The 21,691-nt window shown below is 65.7% G+C and carries 23 protein-coding genes; 6 read left to right on the plus strand and 17 right to left on the minus strand.

Going from position 1 to position 21,691, the window contains the following annotated elements; all coding sequences use genetic code 11:
• The first annotated feature begins 38 nt into the window (after nucleotides 1-38).
• Entirely contained in the window at nucleotides 39-545 is a 507-nt protein-coding gene (locus H4W01_RS17230; RefSeq protein WP_209612625.1) for a TspO/MBR family protein, read from the plus strand.
• Here H4W01_RS17230 and H4W01_RS17235 read toward each other — a convergent pair.
• The 7 genes from H4W01_RS17235 to H4W01_RS17265 form a co-directional block, all read right to left on the minus strand.
• Nucleotides 487-1,149 carry a tetratricopeptide repeat protein gene (locus H4W01_RS17235; RefSeq protein WP_209612626.1) on the minus strand — a complete coding sequence of 221 codons (663 nt, stop codon included), beginning with the start codon at nucleotides 1,147-1,149 and terminating at the stop codon, nucleotides 487-489. The genes H4W01_RS17230 and H4W01_RS17235 overlap by 59 nt on opposite strands.
• Nucleotides 1,146-1,553: a cytochrome c-type biogenesis protein gene (locus H4W01_RS17240; protein ID WP_010405260.1), complete on the minus strand. Its 408-nt coding sequence runs from the start codon at nucleotides 1,551-1,553 to the stop codon at nucleotides 1,146-1,148. The genes H4W01_RS17235 and H4W01_RS17240 overlap by 4 nt, the downstream gene beginning before the upstream one ends.
• Nucleotides 1,550-2,077 (minus strand): redoxin family protein, encoded by a 528-nt coding sequence (locus tag H4W01_RS17245; RefSeq protein ID WP_209612627.1) that lies wholly within the window; start codon nucleotides 2,075-2,077, stop codon nucleotides 1,550-1,552. Before H4W01_RS17245 ends, H4W01_RS17240 begins: the two co-directional genes overlap by 4 nt.
• Nucleotides 2,074-4,128 carry a heme lyase CcmF/NrfE family subunit gene (locus tag H4W01_RS17250; RefSeq protein WP_209612628.1) on the minus strand — a complete coding sequence of 685 codons (2,055 nt, stop codon included), beginning with the start codon at nucleotides 4,126-4,128 and terminating at the stop codon, nucleotides 2,074-2,076. The genes H4W01_RS17245 and H4W01_RS17250 overlap by 4 nt, the downstream gene beginning before the upstream one ends.
• Nucleotides 4,125-4,559 (minus strand): cytochrome c maturation protein CcmE, encoded by a 435-nt coding sequence (gene ccmE / locus H4W01_RS17255; protein ID WP_209612629.1) that lies wholly within the window; start codon nucleotides 4,557-4,559, stop codon nucleotides 4,125-4,127. Before ccmE ends, H4W01_RS17250 begins: the two co-directional genes overlap by 4 nt.
• A gap of 100 nt (nucleotides 4,560-4,659) precedes the next feature.
• Nucleotides 4,660-5,448, minus strand: coding sequence for a heme ABC transporter permease CcmC (gene ccmC, locus H4W01_RS17260; RefSeq protein ID WP_435803869.1), 789 nt, complete (start codon nucleotides 5,446-5,448; stop codon nucleotides 4,660-4,662).
• Nucleotides 5,449-5,463: 15 nt separating this feature from the next.
• A complete protein-coding gene (locus tag H4W01_RS17265) occupies nucleotides 5,464-5,955 on the minus strand; it encodes a winged helix-turn-helix transcriptional regulator (protein ID WP_010405266.1) in 492 nt (163 codons plus the stop codon).
• 118 nt (nucleotides 5,956-6,073) lie between these two features.
• On the opposite strand from H4W01_RS17265, the gene H4W01_RS17270 reads away from it, so the two are divergent.
• The 3 genes from H4W01_RS17270 (at nucleotide 6,074) to H4W01_RS17280 (ending at nucleotide 9,747) form a co-directional block, all read left to right on the plus strand.
• Complete coding sequence (locus H4W01_RS17270) at nucleotides 6,074-6,388, plus strand: CC_3452 family protein (protein ID WP_010405267.1); 315 nt, start codon at nucleotides 6,074-6,076, stop codon at nucleotides 6,386-6,388.
• A gap of 116 nt (nucleotides 6,389-6,504) precedes the next feature.
• A complete protein-coding gene (locus H4W01_RS17275; protein ID WP_010405268.1) occupies nucleotides 6,505-8,595 on the plus strand; it encodes a RelA/SpoT family protein in 2,091 nt (696 codons plus the stop codon).
• Between the two features lie 60 nt (nucleotides 8,596-8,655).
• Complete coding sequence (locus H4W01_RS17280) at nucleotides 8,656-9,747, plus strand: glycosyltransferase family 2 protein (protein WP_050810909.1); 1,092 nt, start codon at nucleotides 8,656-8,658, stop codon at nucleotides 9,745-9,747.
• Between the two features lie 156 nt (nucleotides 9,748-9,903).
• On the opposite strand, the gene H4W01_RS17285 is transcribed toward H4W01_RS17280, so the two are convergent.
• Together H4W01_RS17285 and H4W01_RS17290 are read right to left on the minus strand one after the other, a co-directional pair.
• Nucleotides 9,904-10,632 carry a class I SAM-dependent methyltransferase gene (locus tag H4W01_RS17285; protein WP_209612630.1) on the minus strand — a complete coding sequence of 243 codons (729 nt, stop codon included), beginning with the start codon at nucleotides 10,630-10,632 and terminating at the stop codon, nucleotides 9,904-9,906.
• Nucleotides 10,633-10,649: 17 nt separating this feature from the next.
• The gene (locus H4W01_RS17290) at nucleotides 10,650-11,078 is read right to left on the minus strand and encodes a GtrA family protein (protein WP_010405271.1); all 429 of its coding nucleotides are present in this window, start codon (nucleotides 11,076-11,078) and stop codon (nucleotides 10,650-10,652) included.
• A gap of 62 nt (nucleotides 11,079-11,140) precedes the next feature.
• Here H4W01_RS17290 and H4W01_RS17295 point away from each other — a divergent pair, with 62 nt between their 5' ends.
• Nucleotides 11,141-12,916, plus strand: a complete 1,776-nt coding sequence (locus H4W01_RS17295; protein WP_209612631.1) for an AcrB/AcrD/AcrF family protein — start codon at nucleotides 11,141-11,143, stop codon at nucleotides 12,914-12,916.
• Nucleotides 12,917-12,965: 49 nt separating this feature from the next.
• Here the strand turns inward: H4W01_RS17295 and H4W01_RS17300 are convergent, their stop codons facing one another.
• The 6 genes from H4W01_RS17300 to H4W01_RS17325 all read right to left on the minus strand — a co-directional run bounded on the left by H4W01_RS17300 (nucleotide 12,966) and on the right by H4W01_RS17325 (nucleotide 17,224).
• Nucleotides 12,966-13,583 (minus strand): MarC family protein, encoded by a 618-nt coding sequence (locus H4W01_RS17300; protein ID WP_209612632.1) that lies wholly within the window; start codon nucleotides 13,581-13,583, stop codon nucleotides 12,966-12,968.
• Entirely contained in the window at nucleotides 13,580-14,269 is a 690-nt protein-coding gene (locus tag H4W01_RS17305) for a hypothetical protein (protein WP_209612633.1), read from the minus strand. Before H4W01_RS17305 ends, H4W01_RS17300 begins: the two co-directional genes overlap by 4 nt.
• Nucleotides 14,266-15,138, minus strand: coding sequence for a bifunctional methylenetetrahydrofolate dehydrogenase/methenyltetrahydrofolate cyclohydrolase FolD (folD, locus tag H4W01_RS17310; protein ID WP_209612634.1), 873 nt, complete (start codon nucleotides 15,136-15,138; stop codon nucleotides 14,266-14,268). The genes H4W01_RS17305 and folD overlap by 4 nt, the downstream gene beginning before the upstream one ends.
• Before the next feature lie 30 nt (nucleotides 15,139-15,168).
• Complete coding sequence (locus H4W01_RS17315) at nucleotides 15,169-15,471, minus strand: YggT family protein (protein ID WP_010405278.1); 303 nt, start codon at nucleotides 15,469-15,471, stop codon at nucleotides 15,169-15,171.
• Between the two features lie 75 nt (nucleotides 15,472-15,546).
• A complete protein-coding gene (argB, locus tag H4W01_RS17320; protein WP_209612635.1) occupies nucleotides 15,547-16,446 on the minus strand; it encodes an acetylglutamate kinase in 900 nt (299 codons plus the stop codon).
• Between the two features lie 127 nt (nucleotides 16,447-16,573).
• A complete protein-coding gene (locus H4W01_RS17325) occupies nucleotides 16,574-17,224 on the minus strand; it encodes a queuosine precursor transporter (RefSeq protein WP_209612636.1) in 651 nt (216 codons plus the stop codon).
• A 149-nt stretch (nucleotides 17,225-17,373) separates the two neighbouring features.
• Between H4W01_RS17325 and H4W01_RS17330 the strand changes: the two genes are divergently transcribed.
• Entirely contained in the window at nucleotides 17,374-18,639 is a 1,266-nt protein-coding gene (locus H4W01_RS17330; protein WP_209612637.1) for a NupC/NupG family nucleoside CNT transporter, read from the plus strand.
• A gap of 255 nt (nucleotides 18,640-18,894) precedes the next feature.
• On the opposite strand, the gene H4W01_RS17335 is transcribed toward H4W01_RS17330, so the two are convergent.
• Nucleotides 18,895-19,638: a sigma-70 family RNA polymerase sigma factor gene (locus H4W01_RS17335; RefSeq protein WP_209612638.1), complete on the minus strand. Its 744-nt coding sequence runs from the start codon at nucleotides 19,636-19,638 to the stop codon at nucleotides 18,895-18,897.
• A complete protein-coding gene (gene flhA, locus H4W01_RS17340; protein ID WP_209613428.1) occupies nucleotides 19,635-21,686 on the minus strand; it encodes a flagellar biosynthesis protein FlhA in 2,052 nt (683 codons plus the stop codon). The genes H4W01_RS17335 and flhA overlap by 4 nt, the downstream gene beginning before the upstream one ends.
• Nucleotides 21,687-21,691 lie beyond the last annotated feature (5 nt).

Below are 21,691 nucleotides of genomic sequence, written 5' to 3' on the forward strand. Positions count from 1 at the left end.
AGTGCCGCTTTAGCCCTTCCAAACACGACGGGACGCCGATGAATCCGCTTTATGTCGCCTTGGGCTGTGCCGTCGTCCTGCTGGTCGTAGGGGGCCTCGCCACCCCGATCGGCCCCTGGTATCACGCCTTGCGCAAGCCGCCATGGCAGCCACCCAATTGGCTGTTCGGCCCGGCCTGGACGGTAATTCTGGGGCTGGCGGCCTGGTCCGGTGCCACCGCCTGGGTGATCGCGCCGGATGCCGCGACGCGGCAATCGGTGATTATCCTGTTCGCGGTCAACGCGGTGTTCCATTTTCTGTGGAGCCCGCTGTTCTTCGCCCTCCGTCGGCCGGATTGGGCGCTGGTCGAAGTGGTGTTCCTGTGGGGCTCGCTGGTCGCATTGCTCGTCGGGCTATGGCCGATCTCGCCTTTTGCGGCGGTGTTGATCCTGCCTTATTTCCTGTGGGTCAGCTTTGCCGCGGTGCTCAACGCCGCGATCGTCCGGCTTAACGGCCCGTTTGGCGGGGATCGCCACTCAGCGCCCGCCGCACCGCCGCCATCTTGATAAACTGGTCGATCGCCGCGATCCGCTCGGCAATATCGGGGCGGTAGGGCGCGTTGGCCGGGGTTACCGAGAGCGCATAAGCCCAGGCCGGGCGTGCCGCAGCCACATCCCCCGCATCGACCTGCGCCATGCCCAGGAAGAAGGCGGGGCCGGGCGTTCCCGGGGCCAGCGTGACCGCGCGGCGAAAGGCGAATTTGGCGGACGGCGACAGCCCATGATCGTGCAGCGCCAGCGTATAGCCAAGCGCGGTCCACAGCACCGCATCGCCGGGCCGTGCGGCGAGATCGCGCGTCAACCCCGCGATCGCGCCCCGCGCATCCCCCTCGCGCAGCCGCGCATCGGCGCTGGCCAGCGCCAGGCCATCGGCGGGCGACGGCGCGAATACGGCGTCGCGAAACGCCACCATGCCGGGATCGATCACGATCGGTTCGACATTGGCCGCAACCGGCTTGCCCGTCAGATGGCGTGGCCCCTGCGCGGCAAAGCCTGCAGCCCCCAGCATCAGCGCCGCGCCCGCAATCGTCCACAAACGCCGCGATACGCCCAGCGCCCATAACAGGCCCGTCGTGGCCATCCCCACCAGCAGCAGGATCAGCCAGTTCATACCCGCCGCCGCTTCTTGAAGCTCGCCCGCGCGAGCCATGCGCCAAGCGCCAGAAGCACCAGCGGCGTAATCCACAGCGGCGCGGTGACCGCGCTCAGTGGCGGATCGTAACTGACATAATCGCCATAGCGCGCGACCAGCCACGCCCGGATCGTCTCGGGGCTTTCCCCGGCAGCAATGCGCGTGCGCACCAGCGAGCGCATGTCGCCCGCCATCTCGGCATTGCTGTCGGCGATCGACTGGCCCTGGCACACCACGCAGCGCAGCGTCAGCATCAGCGCCTGTGCCTTGGCCTCCTGCGCCGGATCCTTGAGCTGAACATTGGCAAGCGGCGCGGGCGGTTGCTTGCTGTCGGCCAAGGCAGGCCCTGCCAGCACCAGCAGCCAGAGCGCCAGCCACCTCACCGCGCGTTCCTGACGGCCGCGATCAAGCCCGGCACGTCCTCGTCGCGAATATCGCCGACATGCTGCAGCACGACCCGCCCGTCACCACCGATGACGAAGGTCTCGGGCACGCCCGACGAGCCCAGCGCGAGCTGCACCGCGCTCACCTTGTCATCGCCAATCGCGGCATACGGATCGCCATTGCGCGCAAGGAAATCGGCGATGGCAGCGGGCGTATCGCGGATCGCGACGGCATCGATCTCAACGCCCGCTTGCTTGAGCGCGAGCAATTTGGGGGCCTCGGCGATGCACGGGATGCACCAGCTGGCGAACACATTGAGCAGCCGCGGCTTGCCCGTGGCGAAGGCGGTCGTCGCCAGCCCCGGCTTGCCTGGGACGATCGGCGGCAAATTGAATTTGGGCAAAGGCTGCCCGACCAAGGCCGAATGGACGGTGCGGTCGGCGGGCTTGTACAGCCCCCAACCGATCACCGCGAACACGGCCACCACCGCGAGGAACGGCACCCAGATCAGCAGCCGCTTCATGCGTACGCCTCGCGCAGCGCCGCGCGCCGCCCGCGCGCCAGCCGCCCGAGCAGCGACAGCGCGCCACCGATCGCAATCAGCGCGCCGCCGAACCAGATCAGCGTCACGAACGGTTTCCACCACAGCCGCAATTGCCAGCGCCCGGTCCCGTCCGGCTCGCCCAGCACGGTATAAAGCTGCCCGTCCCAGCGCGTCGCGATCGCGGATTCGCTCGTCACCGTCACTGGATTGGCGAAATAGCGCGACTGCGGCCGCAGATAGAAGACCGCACCGTCGTCGCCGCGCCGCGCGCTGAGCCGCGCCTCCAGCGCCGACCAGTTCGGCCCGATCACGGGCTTGATCCCGTCGAGCGTCACCGTGAACGGCCCGACATGCTGCGGCTCGCCGACGCGCGCCGCGACCAAGGTCGCCTGCGTAAACGCCGTATCACACGCCATCCCGGCCAGGCTCACCGCAATGCCGAGGTGCGCCACCACCATGCCATAGGTAAACAGCGGTGTGCGACGCAGGTTGCGCTTCCAAAGGGGTGCGACGCTCGCCACCGCCAGCCCCGCCGACAGCGCCAGCCCGAGCATTGGCAGCAAGGCAATCCCGCTCATCGTCGCCAGCAGGATCAGCGCCACGCCCGTCGCGGCGACCGGCACCGTCATCCGCCCGAACAAAGCCGCCAGCGTATCGCGCCGCCAGCGCAGCAGCGGCCCTGCCGCCATCACCGCCACCAGCACCAAAGCGACCGGCCCCGCCGCTTTGTCAAAAAAGGGCGGGCCGACCGACAATTGCGTGCCGAACGCTGCCGCCACGATCGGGTAGAGCGTGCCGATCAGCACGATCCCCAAGATCACCGTCAGCAACAGATTGTTGGCGATCAGCGCGCCTTCGCGGCTGACGAAATCAAAGCCATTGCCTTGCTTGACCGTACCGACGCGCAACGCGAACAACAGCATCGCGCCGCCAATATAGAGCGCCAGCAACGCCAGGATAAAACTGCCCCGCGTCGGATCGACCGCAAAGGCATGGACGCTGGTGAGAATGCCCGAACGCACGAGAAAGGTGCCGATCATCGACATCGAAAAGGCGACCACCGCCAGCATCAGCGTCCAGGCGCGCAAGCCATCGCGCGTCGCCAGGACCGTTACCGAATGCAGCAAAGCCGTCGCCGCCAACCACGGCATCAGCGAAGCATTCTCGACCGGGTCCCAGAACCACCAGCCGCCCCAACCCAGCTCATAATAGGCCCAGTAAGATCCCGCCGTGATACCCAACGTCAGGAAGATCCACGCCCCCAGCACCCAGGGCCGCATCGCACGCGCAAAGGCCGGGCCGACATCGCGCGTGATCATCGCGCCGACCGCGAAAGAGAACGCGATCGAGATACCGACATAACCAATGTACAAGGTCGGCGGATGGAAGGCCAAGCCGGGGTCCTGCAGCAACGGGTTGAGGCCATTGCCATCGGCGGGGGCCGGGTCGAGCCGCGCGAACGGATTGGAGGCGAACAGCAGGAAGGCGTAAAAGCCAAGCGCAATCGCGGCTTGCGCGCCCAGCGTCGCGATCAGCGTCGGCTTGGCGAGCGTACGCTCGAGCAACGCCACCGCCGCCCCGGCCATGCCGAGGATCGTCACCCACAGCAGCATCGAGCCTTCGTGATTGCCCCAGGCACCGGCGATCTTGTACAGCATCGGCTTGTCCGAATGGCTGTTCTCCGCGACCAGCAGCACCGACATGTCGCTGCGCGCGAACACGGTGATCAGCAGCAGCATCGCCAGCAAAGCCAGCACCCCCTGCACCACCGCCACCGGGCGCACGGCGGCCATGATCTCCTCGGTCAGCACGCGCTTCGCGGCGTCGCCCTCTTCCGCCGTTCGGGCTGAGCCTGTCGAAGCCCCCTGCGCAACGGGAGGCCGCTCGCCCGCTGCGCGGTGCCCTTCGACAAGCTCAGGGCGAACGGAAAAACGACTGCTCCGCCACACGCCCAAAGCCGCCAGCACCAATTGCAGCAGCGCAAGCGCGGCGGCGAACCACAAGGCGGCAAGACCGGCTTCGGCGATCATTGTTTCAGCGTCTTGGTTTCGTGCATCTTGCCCGCAATTTCCGGCGGCATGTATTTCTCGTCATGCTTGGCGAGCAAATTGGTCGCGGTGAAGCTGCCATCGGGGTTGAACGACCCTTCCGCCACCACGCCCGATTTCTCGCGGAACAGATCGGGCGCAATGCCCTTGAAGGCGACCGGCACCGTCGCCACCCCGTCCGTCACGACAAAACGCATCGAAACGCCATCGGACAAACGCTGGATCGAATGATCCGCGACCATCCCGCCGAGCCGCACCGCGCGCCCGAGTGGAAGCCCGTCCTTCTTCACATCGCCCGGCGCGTAGAAGAACGCCGCCTGGTCCTTCAGCGCCGACAACGCCAGCACGCTCGCCCCGCCGACGGCCGCCAGCGCAAGCACCACCAGCGTGAGGCGTTGATGCTTGGCCTTCATCGTTTCTCGCTCCGCCGCATCGCGGCATAGCTCCACACCGCCAGCCCCACCGCGACCATGCCGGTCAGGACGTAAGCGGCAATCACGAACGGCCAGGGGTTCATGCGCCCACCTCCACGACATGCGCCATCCGCCGCATCCGCGCCTCGGCCTTGGTCCGCGCGAGGATCGTGCGCATCCGCATCAGCACGATCGCGGCGAAGAAACAGGTGAAACCGCTGAGCGTGAACCATAAGGGCCACAGGATCGTCGCATCGATCTTGGAAGAGGTGAGGCCGATGCTCTGCCCCTGGTGCAGCGTGTTCCACCACACCACCGAATAGCGGATGATCGGCAACAGCACCGATCCCGCCAGGCCGTAAATCGCCGGAATACGGCCGTCGCCGCCGCGATCGTCATCGGCGCGCAGCAGCGCCATGAACCCCAGATAGACGAAGAACAGCAGCAGCATCGAGGTCAGCCGCCCGTCCCATTGCCACCACGTGCCCCAGGTCGGTCGCCCCCAGATCGATCCGGTCGCCAGGCACAAGGCGGCAAACGCCGCACCGGGCAGCGCAATCGCGCGCGCCGCGATCATCGCCAGCGGATGCCGCCACACCAGAAAGGTCAGCGACGACACCGCGATCCCGCTCCACCCGGCCATGCCGAGCCATGCCGTCGGCACGTGAATGTAGAGAATGCGAACCGTCTCGCCCTGCAGATAATCGGGCGGAGTCCGCGCCAGCCCGCCCCACACGCCGTAAGCGATCAACAACACGCCCGCCCAAAAGAGCGGCGGCGTCAACGGACGCGCCAGTTTGAGGAAGCGCGCCGGATTGGCGAAGGTGTGAAGGCTTGCCACGCAGCACCGATACGCAAGATCGATCGGCGAATCTACAGGGCGTTTCATCGCAGCCCCCGCGACTTACTCGGCGGCGCGCAAGGCCTGTTCGTCATAATTGACGTCTTCGGGCAGCGCCCACAGCAAGTCGGGCTTGGTCAGCACCCGGCCATCCCAGGCGCGGACCTCGATCGGTGCGATCGGGCGCATGTCGCGCTTGTCGACCAGCACCGGGCTTGCGCGAAAGCCGGTTTCCCAGCGCTCACCCCATTGCCGCAGCGCGAGCATCGTCGGCAGCAACGCCGTGCCCTTTTCGGTCAGTTCATATTGAATTTTGCGTCGGTCCTCAGGCATTGCCGTGCGGGTCAAGATGCCATGATCGACCAGTCGCCCCAGCCGGTTGGCGAGAATGTTGCGCGCAATGCCCAGTTCGGACTGGAACTGCTCGAAATGGTGCAAGCCGTTAAACGCGGCGCGCAGGATCATGAAGCTCCAGCGTTCCCCCATCGCCTCCAGCGCCGCGGGCAGGCTGCACTTGACCAGTTCCCGCAAGGGTTCGCGCAGTTTTTCGTCCATAATCGTCAACCTTATCCCATCTTCACCCGTCATGGGACTGAAATATACGTTTCTACTTGCAACTCGCATGTGCAGCATTTAGGTGGCCCTTAGCAACTGATTTATGAGGACCGTCGCCATGATTCGTACGCTCGCCGCCGCCGCCGTTCTGGCCTCGGCCACTTTGCTCGCGCCGATGGCCGCCCATGCCGCCGACGACGCCGCATATTACGCCGCCACCCCGGTCGCCGCCCCCACCAAGACCGTGCTCATCACCAGCGGAACGCTGTGGAAGTGGAACAACACCGCCTTCACCGCCGCCAAGGGCCCACAGCGCGACGTCATCGTGTGCGAAATGGTGGCACAGCGCGCTGGCAAGCTTTCGGCCTTCACTGCTGCGGATAAGGCCTTTGACGCCGATGCGCTCGCCAAGTGCAACGCTCGCGCCAAATAAGCATCCTCCCCGAGAGGTGCATTGCCCCTTCCGCGCCCGCGCGGGAGGGGCTTTTTTTGGCGTGTCGGCTAAACATGTTGCAAAGCAACAGCCTCCGACGCCATCTTGGGCGCTAGATGCTACGTCAATATGAACTCGTCGATCGGGTCCTCGATTACGATCCCACCGCCAATGAGGCACTGCTGAACCGCGCTTACGTGTTTTCGATGCAGGCACATGGCAGCCAGAAGCGCGCCAATGGCGATCCCTATTTCAGCCACCCGATCGAAGTGGCCGGCATCCTGACCGATCTGCATCTCGACGATGAGACGATCGCGACCGCGATCCTGCACGACACGATCGAGGACACCGTCGCCACGCCCGAGGAGATTACCCGGTTGTTCGGCCCCTCGGTCGCGCGGCTGGTCGACGGCGTCACCAAGCTGTCCAAGATCGAAGCGCAGACCGAAAATGAACGCGCCGCCGAAAATCTGCGCAAATTCCTGCTGGCGATGTCGGACGATATTCGAGTGCTGCTGGTCAAGCTCGCCGACCGGCTGCACAATATGCGCACGCTGCATTTCATCAAGAATCCCGACAAGCGCAAACGCATCGCGCGCGAGACGATGGACATCTACGCCCCGCTCGCCGAGCGGATCGGCATGTATGAATTCATGAAGGAGATGCAGACGCTCGCCTTCGCGCAGCTCGAACCCGAAGCCTATGAATCGATCACCAAGCGCCTCGCCCAGTTAAAAGAAGGCGGCGGCGACCGCATCGCCAAGATCGGCTCGGGCCTAAAACTACTGCTGTCGCGCGCCGGGATCGAGGCGGAAATTTCAGGTCGCGAAAAGCATCCCTATTCGATCTGGAAAAAGATGGCCGAACGCCATATCAGCTTCGAACAATTGAGCGACATCATGGCGTTCCGCGCGATCGTGCCGAGCGAGGAAGCGTGTTACGCGGCGCTGGGCGTGATCCATCGCCGCTGGCCGATGGTGCCGGGGCGTTTCAAGGATTATATCTCGACCCCCAAGCGCAACGGCTATCGCTCGCTGCACACCAGCGTGATCCACGCCGACAATACCCGCGTCGAGATCCAGATCCGTACACACGGCATGCACGAAGAGGCCGAACTCGGCCTCGCCGCGCACTGGGCCTATAAGCAGGACAAGGTCCGGCCCGACGCACAGGTCAGCTGGATTCGCGATCTGGTCGAAATCCTCGACAATGCCGAGAGCCCTGAGGAGCTGCTCGAACATACCAAGATGGCGATGTACCAGGATCGCATCTTCGCCTTCACCCCAAAGGGCGAATTGCACCAATTGCCCAAAGGCGCGTCGCCGATCGACTTTGCCTACGCCGTCCATACCGATCTCGGCGATCAGGCGGTCGGGGCCAAGATCAACGGCCGCGTCGTGCCGCTGCGCACGACGATCGAAAATGGCGATCAGGTGCAGATCCTGCGGTCCAAGGCGCAGGAGCCGCAAGCCAATTGGCTGAACTTCGCGATCACCGGCAAGGCGCGCGCCGCGATCCGGCGGCATTTGCGCCACAAGGAACGCGTCGAGACGCAAGCGCTTGGCCGCAAGATGTATGACGAGCTCGTCTCGCGCCTGCCCGCCCCGCTCGCCGGCAATGCGCAAGCGATGGCGATGCAGCGGCTGAAGGTCGCGGACGAAGCCGCCTTGCTCGAAGCGATCGCGCGCCGTCGCTTGCCCGATGCGGCGGTGATGGAGGCGCTGATGCCGGGCTCGGCCGGTGCCGATGCGTTGCGCGACTTGCCGCCGCAATCGAGCGCGATCTCGATTCGCGGGCTGACCGCCGGGGTCGCCTTCGATCTCGCCGAGTGCTGCCATCCGGTGCCGGGCGACCGCATCGTCGGCTTGCGCCGCCCCGATGCGGGGATTGAGGTGCACACGATCGATTGCCCGATCCTCGCCGCCGCCGACGATGCCGATTGGGTCGATCTGTCATGGGGCGACAAGACCGAAGGCGCGACCGGGCGCATCTCGGTCGAGGTCAAGAACGAACCCGGCGCGCTCGGCACGATCGCGACGATCATCGGTGCGCAAAAGGCTAATATCGTCAATTTGCGGCTCGACAATCGCGACACCGGTTTTCACACCAACACGATCGATGTGGAAGTGCATGATGTCCACCATCTGATGCACGTCATCGGGGCGCTGCGCGCGGCGGATGCGGTCAACAGCGTGGTGCGGGTCTGATCTTGCCCCGCCGCGCAACTTCTCCATGACGGCGCCGTGACGACACGCTATTCAGCGCACATGTCGCGTCCCATATCCCCCCCAGCGTTATCCGTTGTCATTCCCTGTTATAACGAAGCCGCGTGCCTTGCCGTGCTGCACGCGCGCGTCACCGCCGCCGCGCGCGCTGCGGTCGGGGATGATTACGAAATCCTGTTCATCAACGACGGTTCCCGCGACGATAGCTGGGGCGAGATGCAGCGCCTTGCCGCCGATGACCCACGGCTGGTCGTCATCAACCTGTCGCGCAACCACGGCCACCAGCTTGCACTCACCGCCGGGCTCGATCTGTGCTCGGGCGCGCAGATCCTGATCATCGACGCCGATTTGCAGGACCCGCCCGAATTGCTGAGCGACATGCGCGCCGCGATGGCCGCGCAGGGGGCCGATGTAGTTTATGCCGTGCGCCGCAAGCGCGAGGGCGAGACACTGTTCAAGAAAGCCACCGCCGCCGCTTTCTATCGCTTGCTCGACCGCGTCACCGACACCGCCATCCCGCTCGACACCGGCGATTTCCGCTTGATGAGCAGGCGCGCGCTCGATGCGTTTCTCTCGATGCCCGAACAGGCGCGCTTCATTCGCGGCATGGTCGCCTGGGTCGGCTTCAAGCAGATTCCCTTCCCCTATGACCGGGCCGAGCGCCTGGCCGGGGAAACCAATTATCCGCTGGGCAAGATGATCCGCCTCGCGCTCGATGCGGTCACCGGTTTTTCAACCGCGCCCTTGCGCTTCGCCAGCCATTTGGGGCTTGCGCTGACGGCGGCGTCGCTGCTGCTGTTCCTCTATATCGCGGTCGGCTTTTTCAGCGGCAGCGCAGTTGCCGGCTGGACTTCGACGATGCTGGTCGTCGTGCTGCTCGGCGCGTTCCAGATGTTCGTGCTGGGGATGATCGGCGAATATATCGGGCGGCTCTATGTCGAATCCAAGCGCCGCCCACTCTATCTGGTCGCCGATGTGGTCGGGCCGATCCAGGGCCGCGCGACGCTCGGCTATCGCGCGGAAGCCGAGACCCAACCCGTTCGCCCTGAGCTTGTCGAAGGGCACCTTGCCACTCAGACACCTGATCAAGGTGCGAGCAGTGCTTCGACAGGCTCAGCACGAACGGAAATCTAAGCCTCGCGCGATCTCGGCACGGCTATGGAGCCGAAGCCAGCCCCAAAGCCTCCCCGTTCGCCCTGAGCCTGTCGAAGGGCACCCCTCCACGCAAGCGAACGCTCACAGCGCATCAGGGCTTGAGCACGCTCCGAACGATGGAAAGGATCCGCCGCGCTATTTCGGGGACGCGAGCGTCACGATCGACACGCCCGGCGATAGCGGCACCCGGCCAACCAGGTGACGCTCAAGCCGGAAGATCGCCTCGAACAGCGCGTTGACCGGCCCGGGCGGCGGCGAATCGTCGCTATCGTCCTTGCCGCGAATCCGCCCGGCGACACGCGACGCCACCGCCAGCGGGAACAGCAGCGAATTGAACCAGCGCAAGCCGTTATGCTTCAGCCCCGCTTTGCCGATCGCCGCGGCCAGCGTCGCCTTGGAATAGCGGCGGTGGTGGTGGTTGACGACATCGTGCGCGCTCCACAGCCATTGATGCGCGGGCACCGCGATCAGGATCTTGCCGCCGGGCTTGAGGCACTCGCCCATCGCCTTCAACGCCGCGACATCGTCTTCGATATGCTCGACGACATCGAGCACCGCGATCAGATCATACGCGCCGCGCTCGACCCCGGTCAGCTCAGGCAAAGGGGCCGCGCCAACGGGCTTGCCCAGCCGTTCACTGGCAATCGCGCGCGCGGCGGGATCGATCTCGATCGCCTCGACACTGCCGAAAGCGCTCAGCATCGGCAGATTGTGGCCGGTGCCGCAGCCAATCTCCAGGATCCGCGCATCGGCGGGCAAATGCCCTTCGCGCGCCAGATAGTCGGCCAGGATGTCGCGCCGCGCGCGATACCACCAATGCGTCGAATCATGCGCCGCCATGCGGTCGTAAACGATTCTATCCAAGGTTGACGCATCCCATCTTATTTGAACACCAGATAGCGGTTGAGCACGAAGGTCATCCCCGTCGCCAGCACGATCGCGGGCAGCAGCGGCACCCAGCCGGGATAGCCGAGCTTGGCGGTGCCGATCCAGGTGATGAGCGCGTTCAGCGCCATCCCCGATGCTTGCACCAGCACGAACTGCACTTGCTGCGCCGCCCCCCGCGCGCCCGTGCCATGCCCTTTGAAGCTCCAGCGGCTGTGCAGGAAAAATCCCGCCGTCACCGCCACCGCAAATGCGAACGGCACGGCATAGACCGCATGCTGCCGCTCGAACACATACAGCGTCAGCGGCAGATACACCGCCGAATAGAGCACCGTCGACAGTCCGCCGGCGATGCCGAACCGCAGCATCTGGCCGAACAGCGGGTTCGACCGCCAGCGATCGACGTGTTGGAGGAGTGTCGTCACGTTTGCTTGCCCTTTACGCGAGCCGCAGTAGAGCGCGATCTCGGTCTAGGAAAGCGGTTTGGATGACGGGTGGTTCGCTGATGCGCAGTGTGGAGCGGGATTGGGTCCGCCTGAGCCTGATCGCCTGGCTTTGTATCGCCATCTATTTCGTGCACGATCGCTGGGTTGGTATCCATTATCTGCAGCTTGGCGACACCGACGACAATATGCGGCTGATGCAGGTGCGCGCCTGGCTGGGCGGGCAAGGCTGGTACGACCTGCGCCAATATCGGCTGAACCCGCCCAGCGGCTATGACATTCACTGGACGCGCATCGTCGATCTGCCGATCGCCACGCTGATCGTTCTGCTGCGCCCGTTCGTCGGCGCGCGCGAGGCCGAGATGCTCGCTTGCGGCATTGCCCCGCTGCTGCCGCTCAGCATCGCCATCCTCGGCCTGGGTGCGACCGTCCGGCGACTGGTCAGCCCCTATGCCTGGCCGCTCGCCATCGCCCTGCTGCTATGCTGTTCGGCGACGCTGTTGATGTACATGCCCGAGCGCATCGATCATCACGGCTGGCAGCTCGCTATGCTCAGCCTGACCGTGGCGGGCCTGTCCGACCCCAAGGGCGTACGCGGCGGCGCGATCGTCGGCTTGGCGAGCGCAGTGTCGCTGGCGATCGGGCTCGAAATGCTGCCTTATGCCGCGATTGCCGGCGCGATCCTGGCGCTGCGCTGGATCTGGGACCGTGCCGAGGCCCAGCGCCTGTCAATCTATGCTTTGTGCCTGGGGGCGGGGAGCGGCCTGGGCTATGCGCTGTTCGCTTCTTACGGCAACGCCGTCCCGCGCTGCGACGCGCTGACGCCAGTGTGGCTGAGCGTGATGGTGATGGCGGGCGCGCTGCTGTTCGCGCTGGCCTGGGTCAATCCCGCCAATCGCTGGGTGCGGCTTGCGCTCGCCATCGCGGCGGGCGCGGTGATCGTGATCGGCTTCGCGTTGGTCTTCCCGCAATGCCTCGGCCGCCCCGAACAGGCGTCGCCCGAATTGCAGAAGAACTGGCTCAACATGATCCGCGAGGCGCGGCCGATCTACGTCCACCCGTTCCGCGTCGCCTTCCCGGTCGCGATCATGCCGGTGGTCGGCGTGATCGGCGCGATCGTGGCAACATGGCGCGCGCGCGGCACTGCGCTCGGCGCGGCGTGGGCGACGGTCTTGCTGTTCGTCACCGGGGCCGCCTTGCTGCTGTTGTGGCAAGCGCGCGCGGGACCGGCTGCGCAAATGCTGGCAGTGCCCGGCGCGGTGGCGCTGGCATGGCTGTTAATCCCCTATCTGCAAGCCCAGCGCTCTCCGCTGGTGCGCGTGCTTGGGACGGTGGCGGTGATCCTGCTGGTTGGCTCGGGCCTGTTCGCCGGGCTCGCTTTTCGCTTCCTGCCGATCGACCGACCGACCAAGCGCGTCCAGATCATCGATCGCGCCAGCGGTTCGTGCCCGACAATGACGGCGCTCAGCCCGCTCAACCGTTATCCGGCGCAAACGATCTTCAGCTTCGTCGATCTGGGGCCGCGCATCATCACCATCACCCATCACAATGCGGTGGCGGGGCCGTATCATCGCAACGGCGATGCGATCCTGGATGTGCAGCACGCCTTTTCCGGCACGCCCGAGAATTTCCGCGCCATCGCCAAGCGCCACGGCGCGAGCCTGCTGCTGATTTGCCCGAACATGGCCGAATCGACGATCTACCGCGTGCGCGCACCCGGCGGGTTCTACGACCAGCTCGCGCACCGCAAGACCTTCGACTGGCTCGAACCGCTGCCGCTGCCCGCAAAATCGCCGCTGCGCCTCTGGCAGATCAAATAGCGCAAAGCGCAGCCTTTCCGCCTTCAGAAAAAGCTGACCTGCGGTCGGCTTAGCCGAGGCTGATCTTTACCCCGTCGATCACGAACTGCACCGCGAGTGCTGCCAGCAGCACGCCGAGCAGCCGCGTAATCACCGCTTCGATCTTGGCCCCCAGCACGCGCATGATCGGCCCCGCCGCGAGCAAGGCGACCAGCGTCAGCAGCAGGATCGTCGCCAGCGCACCGAGCACGACGAGCGAGCGTTCGATCCCCTCATTGCGGCCCATCAGCAGCATGACCGAGGCGATCGACCCCGGCCCGGCGATCATCGGCATCGCCATCGGGAAGATCGACACGTCTTCATGCGGCTCGGCGGCGATCTTGGCGGCGCGGTCCTCGCGCCGTTCGGTGCGCTTTTCGAACACCATTTCCAGCGCGATCAGGAACAGCATGATCCCGCCCGCGATGCGAAAGCTCGCCAGGCTGATCCCCAGCCCATGCAGCAACGCTTCGCCGAACAACGCGAACACCAGCAAAATGCCCGCCGCGACCAGCACCGCGCGCAACGCCATCGCGCGCGCATGCACCGGCGTCGCCCCCGCCGTCAGCCCGGCATAGATCGGCGCGCACCCGGGCGGATCGATCACCACGAAAAAGGTGATGAGCGAGGAGATGTAGAGTTCGATCATTTGGGCGCAGCAATCTTGTCGTCGACTACCGCTTTCCAGCGCTTGCCGGTCCATATCGCAGCCCAGAACCGGCGCGATCCGTCCTGTGCTGTCTCCCACATCCAACCAAGGGTACGATCAGATGCACGACCGCCGCCAGCATTGTCCGATGAAGGAATTGGGTCTTGAGTCGGTGTTCCCGCGCAGGACCCAACCTCCGACTGGATGATCCGAGGCTTATCGCGCCCGACCTTCAAATCATCCCCACCATCGACGATCCACTTCCAGCCGCCATCCGGCTGGCGCTGCCACACGGTGGAAAAATAACCGACCGACCCGTCGGGCCGCTTCCACCCGCCGGTGTTGACCGCGAGCGACCCATCGCACGACACATAGCTTGCGGTCGGCCACCAACTGATCGCCTTGGCCGGGTCCGCGCGGTCCTTCAGCCAGCTTTGCGCGTTGACCGGCTGCGGCACGAACATCGTCGCATCGGCGGCGGCCCATTTGCGGAACGCGGTCCATTGCCCGAGCGTCTGCGCATCGGCGGCAAAGGCGCGTTCTGCGTCGAGGGCCGACCCAAGCTCCGTTCGCCCTGAGCCTGTCGAAGGGCTCCTCTCCGCGCGCGCGGCGGCAGGGGCTTCGACAGGCTCAGCCCGAACGGAGTTTGGGGAAGCGGCCGCCGCCAGCAGCAACGCTGCGATCACAAATCACCCTCGCCGACCACGCCTTCACGCCGCTCGGCCGAGAGCAGCGCGTTGCGCAGCAAACACGCGATCGTCATCGGGCCGACGCCGCCCGGCACCGGCGTCACCGCGCCCGCGACGCTCATCGCGCCCGCGAAATCGACATCGCCGACCAGCCCTGCCTCGGTGCGGTTGATGCCGACATCGATCACCGTCGCGCCGGGTTTTAGCCATTCGCCCTTGATCATTTCGGGCCGCCCGACTGCCGCCACGACGATGTCGGCGCGCTTGATCACGCTCGACAGGTCGCGCGTACGCGAATGCGCGACCGTGACGGTGCAGCTTTCCGCGATCAGCAATTGCGCCATCGGCTTGCCGACGATGTTGGAGCGCCCGATCACCACCGCATCGAGCCCGGCGAGATCGCCCAGCACATCCTTCAGCAGCATCACGCAGCCAAAGGGCGTGCACGGCACGAACCCCGGCAACCCCGTCGCCAGACGCCCGGCATTGACCGGATGGAAACCGTCGACATCCTTGTCGGGGTCGATCCGGGTCAGGACGGTGCGTTCGTCAATATGCCCCGGCAGCGGCAATTGCACCAGGATGCCGTCGATCGCGGGATCGGCGTTGAGCGCATCGACCAGATCGAGCAGCGCGTCTTGCGGCACATCCGCGGGCAGGCGATGCTCGACGCTGACCATCCCGGCCTCGCGCGTCGCGCGCCCCTTGTTGCGGACGTACACCGCCGAGGCCGGATCTTCGCCGACCAGCACCACCGCCAACCCCGGCGCGCGCCCGGCCTGGCCCACGAACGCCGCAACCCGCTCGGTAATGCGCGCGCGCAAGCCCGCCGCAAAGGCTTTTCCATCAATCAACGCGGCGGTCATGCCAGGAACTTTCAGTTTGGAACGGGCAGTTTAGAGCGGGGCTCCGAGGAGCAGATGCGCATCGAGATTGACCAGGACGATGCTGATCAGCCGCAGGATCAGAAGCACGGCGAACGGTGCCAGATCGAGCGCACCGAAATCGGGCAGCACGCGGCGCAGCGGGCGGTAGAGCGGGTCGGTGCCGCGATTGAGCCCGGTGTAAATCGCCCGAACGAACTCGTTATAGGTGTTGATCACGTTGAACGACACCAGCAGCGACAGGATGACCTGCACCAGCACGATCAGCGTCACCGCGTCGATCAGGACCTGCAAGAGTTGGATGATCGTATGCAAAAAGCGTCTCCGACGTTGGTGATGCCATTCTAGCGCGATCGCGCCGATGCGACCACCCCTGGCGACGAACGGCGCTTAGCGCCGCACCAGCGTGCCCGCCCCGCGCCGGGTGAAGATTTCCAGCAGCATCGCATGCGGCACACGCCCGTCGAGGATGACGGCGGCGTCCACCCCGCGCTCGACCGCATGGACGCAGGTTTCGAGCTTGGGGATCATGCCGCCCTTGATCGTGCCATCGGCGCGGAGTGCCGCGACGCCCGCCGGATCAAGATCGGTGACCAGTTCGCCCGTCTTGTCGAGCACGCCGACAACATCGGTCAGCATGAACAGGCGCTCCGCACCCAAGGCCGCCGCGATCGCGCCCGCCATCGTATCGGCGTTGATATTATAGGTGTGCCCGTCCGCCCCGATCGCGATCGGCGCGACCACCGGGATGATCCCGGCCTGCGACAGCGTATCGATGATCCGCCGGTCGACCCCGACCGGTTCGCCAACAAAGCCCAGATCGACATGGCGTTCGATCCCCTGCAGCCGGTCCGGCGTGTCGCGCCCGACCTTGGCGGCGGTGACAAAGCCACCATCCTTCCCCGAAATGCCGACCGCGCGGCCGCCCGCCTGGCCGATCCAGCCGACGATTTCCTTGTTGATCGATCCTGCCAGCACCATTTCGGCAATCTGCGCGGTCTCGGCATCGGTCACGCGCAGGCCATCGACGAAGCGCGATTCGACCCCAAGCCGCTTGAGCATCGCGCCGATCTGCGGGCCGCCGCCATGCACCACCACCGGGTTGATGCCGACCGCCTTCATCAGCACCACATCCTCGGCGAAATCGCGCGCGAGTTCGGGGTCGCCCATCGCATGGCCGCCATATTTCACGACAAAGGTCTTGCCAGCGTAACGCTGCATATAGGGCAGCGCCTCGACCAGGATTTCAGCCTTGGCGAGCAATTCGGGGGCGGGGGAATGATCGGTCATGCCAAACCTTCTTCTCCCCTCCCGCGAGGCGGAAGGGGTCGGTGGAGGGTCGCTCGGGGCGCGCGTGGCGCTCCATGCCCTCCCGACGCCAGCGGCGCAACCGCGCGCATGGCGCGGGCAGCGAATCTCAGCGGTCGAGCCGCTTGCCCAAGGCGACGAAGCCGGTGATCAGGAACGGCACCAGCACGATCGACAGCACCACCTTGGTCAGCATCTGCCCCGCCATCAGCTCGACGATCGGGCGTTCGCCATAAAAGGAGATCGAGATGAACAGCACGGTGTCGACGATCTGGCTGACGACGCTCGCCACCATGCCGCGGAACCACACCAGCCGCCCGCGCCCTTCCTGCGCCTTCAACTTGTCGAAGATGAAGACGTTGAGCGTCTGCGACGTGCCATAGGAGATGAACCCCGCCACCATCATGCGCAGCCCCTGCCCGACGACGATCGGAAAGGCGGCGACGGCGGGCGGGTACATGCCGGAATCATTGGGCAGCGCCAGCACCAGCTGGATCAGCAGCGCCGACACGATCAGCGGCACGAACCCGAAGCGCACCAGCGCGGTCGCGGTCCTCTGCCCGTGCAGTTCGGCCACCGCGCTCGACAGCACCACCAGGATCAGAAAGCCGAAAATCCCCGCCTCGACCGCAAGCGGCCCCAGCGCGACCTGTTTGACGCCGAGCACGCCCGCCATGCAGACCATGCCGCCGTACAGGATCGAGAAAACGAAAAGCGAGCGGGGAATGCCGCCAACCGCGGTGGGAGCAGGGGTGTTCATCGCACCAACGCTAGCCGGTTTCGCGCCCACGTCAAAGCAGGTGCCGCGCGACAGGCCGCCGCAAACCCCTATCGCTCGCCAAACCCGCGTGTATGGTGGACCGCCGTGCGCGCCGATTTCGGCGGCTTGGGCGTTTTTGCGGGGGACATGTGGGTACTTTTCCGATCGGCATTGTGGGCATCCTCGTCATTCTGGGGCTGGCCTTCCTGCTGTCGACCAACAAGCGTGCGATCCGGCTGCGCGTCGTCGGGGCGGCGTTCGCGCTGCAAGTGACGATCGCCTTCATCGTGCTGCGCAGCGACATCGGCCGCCGCGCGATCGAGGGCATGTCGCGCGGCGTCTGGGCGCTGCTCGGCTATGCCAAGGCCGGCACCATGACGATTTTCGGCGGTCTCGCCAGCGATCCCACCTTCGGCAGCGCCTTCGTCTTTTCGGCGCTGCCGGTCATCATCTTCTTCGCGGCCTTGGTCTCGATCCTCTATCACCTCGGCATCATGCAGTTCGTCATCCGCTGGGTCGGCGGCGCGATCGAAAAGGTGATCGGCGTGTCCAAGGTCGAGGCGTTGTGCGCGGCTGCCAACATCTTTGTCGGCCAGAGCGAATCGCCGCTGGTGATCCGCCCCTATCTCGCCAGCCTCACCCCGCCGCAATTGTTCGCGGTGATGACGGTCGGCATGTCGGGCGTCGCGGGCACGATCCTGCTCGCTTACGCGACCTTCCTCGGCCAGGGCGCGCTGCCCTATCTGCTCGCCGCCTCGTTCATGTCGGCGCCGGGTGGGCTGCTGATGGCCAAGATCATCATGCCCGACGTGTCGCACACCCCCGTTGGCGAATTGCCGCTGGGCGACGATCCCGAAGAAGCCGTGCTCCACGTTGCCGAACAGGCGCTGGAGGAAGAACGCGCCGCCAACCTGATCATGGCGGCGGCCAACGGCGCGCAGACCGGCGTGCGCATCGCGGTCGCGGTCGGCGCGATGGTGCTGGCGTTCGTCGGGCTGGTCGCGCTCGCCAACGGGATGCTCGGCGGCATTGGCGGCTGGTTCGGCTATCCCGACCTCAGCTTCCAGGGCATTCTGGGCTTCGTCTTCGCGCCGGTCATGTACCTGCTCGACATTCCGTGGAACGAAGCGCGCGTCGCCGGGCAATTGTTCGGGCAGAAGATCGTGCTCAACGAATTCGTCGCCTTTATCGATCTCGGCAAGATGAAGGACCTGTCGCCGCACACCACTGCGGTGGTGACCTTTGCGCTGTGCGGCTTCGCCAATTTCTCCTCGATCGCGATCCAGATGGCCTCGACCGGCAGCCTTGCCCCCAATCAGCGCCCGATGATCGCCAAGCTCGGCCTGCGCGCGCTGGCGGCGGGGAGTCTCGCGAATTTGATGTCGGCGGCTTTGGCGGGGTTGCTGCTGGGCTGAGGGGATCGCGGGGGGCTTGTCTCACGCGAAGGCGCGAAGCCGCGACGAAGAGAGAGGAATTGGTTCGCGCAGAGGCGCGGAGGACGCGGAGAACGCGCGCCCGGTATCAATCGGGAGACCGCATACGGAGCGAATTTGGACGCACAGGGGGCGGCTCCACGCCCCTGCTTCTCTGCGTCCTCCGCGCCTCTGCGCGAACAAACCTTCTTCTCTTCGCGCCTTCGCGCCTTCACGTGAAGAAGGGCTAGGTCGCGCTCAGCGCCGCAGCATCGCCTTTTTCAGCTTGGCGTGCGCCGAGGCCTTGATCTGGCACACCCGCGCCGCACCAACGCCGATCACCTGGCCGATCTCTTCAAGGTTCATTTCCTCGACATAATAAAGCTGCACCACCAGCATCTCGCGCTCGGGCAAGCTGGCGATTGCCGCGATCAGCGTGTCGCGTTCCTCGCCTTCGGACAGTTGCGCGAAGGCGTCGGGCTCGTCGCTCGCGAACCACGGCCCCTCGTCCGAATAGACATCCTCGATCGGCTCGAACCGCACCGGCTGCGCATTGGCATAGTCCAGCCGCAGCTTGTCCGGGGTCACGCCCAGCCGGGCGGCGACCTGCGCTTCCTCGGGCGCGCGGCCGAGTTCGGTGGTGAGCGCGGCGACCGTCTCGGCATAGAGGCGCTTGCGCTGCATCGCGCCGCGCGTGATCGTGGCACTGCGCCGGAGCGCATCGATCATCGATCCGCGCACGCGCGTGACCAGATATTGCTCGAACGTCACTTGCCCGCGTTCCTCAAAGGCGCTGGCCGCCTCCACCAAGGCGACAAGCCCGATCTGCACCAGATCCTCAATCTCGATCGCGGACGACATGCTGCCATGCACGTGCCACGCGATCCGCCGCACCAGCGGCAAGTGCTTCTTGGCCAGCAGCGACAGGTCGGGCGCGCCGGAGCGGCGATAGACCAGCGGCATCGCCTCGGTGAAGGTCGCGAAATCGGGCTGCGCGGTCATGCGGGCAGAGCTCCAGGGGCACCGATCACGGCGACGACTTCGACCGATTTGTCCTCGGGGACTTCGAAGAAGCTCATCACCGGAATGTCGGGCAGACAGGTCTTGACGAGTTTGCGGATCGCCACGCGGATCGCGGGCTGGACGACGAGCGCGAATGGCTTGGCCTCGTCGACAAAGGGTTGCGCGGCGCGTTGCAGCGCATCGACGATGCGGCGGCCGAGATCGGGCTCGATCGTGTGGCGCCGCGACGGATCGGACCGCACCGCCTGGCCGAGCAGGCCTTCGAGCCCGCCCTCCAGCGTCATCACGCGCAACGGCTCGCGCACGCCGCACAATTTGCCGATGATCAGCCCACCGAGATCGGGGCGGATCGCCTCGATGATCTCCTCGGCATCGAGCGTCTTCTGCGCGGCAACCGCGATCGCGGCGGCAATCCGGCGGAATTCCTTGAGCGGGATGTTCTCGGCCAGCAACCCGCGCAGCACTTGCGTCAGCGTCGTCAGCGGCAACGGATTGGGCGACAGCGACGCCACGAGGTTGGCGGCGCGCTCCTTCAGCCCGTCGAGCAGCGCCTGCACTTCGTCGGGGCCGAGCAGCTCGGCGGCATGCACGCCCAATTGATGGTTGAGATGCGTCGCCATGACGGTGCCCGGATCGACCACGAGATAACCCGCGCCGGTCGCCGCATCGGCATCGCCCGGCGCGATCCACACCGCGTCGAGCCCGAAGGTCGGGTCCTTGGCGCGCTTGCCCATCAGGCCACCAACCGCTTGCCCCGTGTCGAGCGCCAGCATTTCCTCGGGCGACACGCTGTCCTCGCCGACGACCACGCCGCCGACGATGATCCGGTAAGCATAAGGCGACAAATTGATGTCGTCGCGCACGCGCACTTGCGGGATGACGAAGCCCATTTCCTTGGAAAGCTGCCGCCGCACCCCGGTGATCCGCCCCATCAGCGGCGCACCGCGACGCTCATCGACCAGCGGCACCAGGCCGTACCCGATGTCGAGATTGACCTGCATCGTGTCGGCGACTTCGTCCCAGCCGATCTTGGAATGGTCGACCGGCTCGGCGGGCGCGGTTTCCACAGGGGCCGGGCGGTTGGCGGCCTGGCGCATCTTCCACGCGGCAAAGCCAGCCAGCGCGGCGGCGGGCAGGATGACGAGATGCGGCATCCCCGGCATCATCCCCAGCAAAGCCAGGATGATCGCGACCGGCGTCCACGTCCGCGCCGAGCCAAACTGGCTGCCAATCTGGCCCGCCAGATCCATGCTGGAGGTCACGCGCGTCACGATCGCCGCCGCCGCGATCGACAGCATCAGCGAGGGTATCTGCGCGACCAGCGCGTCGCCGATCGCCAGCAGCACATAATTGTGCGCCGCCGCCGAGATGGTCATGCCGTGGCTGACTGGCCCCAGGATCAGGCCGCCGATGATGTTGGCCGCCAGGATCAGCAGGCCCGCAACGGCGTCGCCCTTCACGAATTTGGACGAACCGTCCATCGAGCCGTAGAAATCGGCCTCGGTCGCCACTTCGACGCGGCGCAATTTGGCTTCTTCGGGAGTGATGAGGCCGGCATTCAAATCGGCGTCGATCGCCATCTGCTTGCCGGGCAAGGCATCGAGCGTGAAGCGCGCCGACACTTCGGACACGCGCCCCGCGCCCTTGGTCACCACGATCATGTTGATGATCACCAGGATCGCAAAGACGAACAGGCCGACGACATAATCGCCGCCGATCAGGAAGGTGCCGAACGCCTCGATCACATGGCCCGCGGCGCTCTCGCCCTCATGCCCATGCACCAGCACCACGCGCGTCGAGGCGACGTTGAGGCTCAAGCGGAACAACGTCGCGAACAGCAACACCGTTGGGAAGGCCGAGAAATCGAGCGGCTTCTGCGCGTTGAGCGACACCATCAGCACGGCGAGGCTGATCGTGATGTTCATGATGAAGAACACGTCGAGCAGCGCCGACGGGATCGGCACCACCATCAGCACGACCAGCAGCAGAATCGCCACCGGCAAAGCGGCGGGACGCAACAGCGGCAACACGC

The organism is Sphingomonas sp. PL20 (assembly GCF_017875905.1).
Classification (GTDB): domain Bacteria; phylum Pseudomonadota; class Alphaproteobacteria; order Sphingomonadales; family Sphingomonadaceae; genus Sphingomonas; species Sphingomonas echinoides.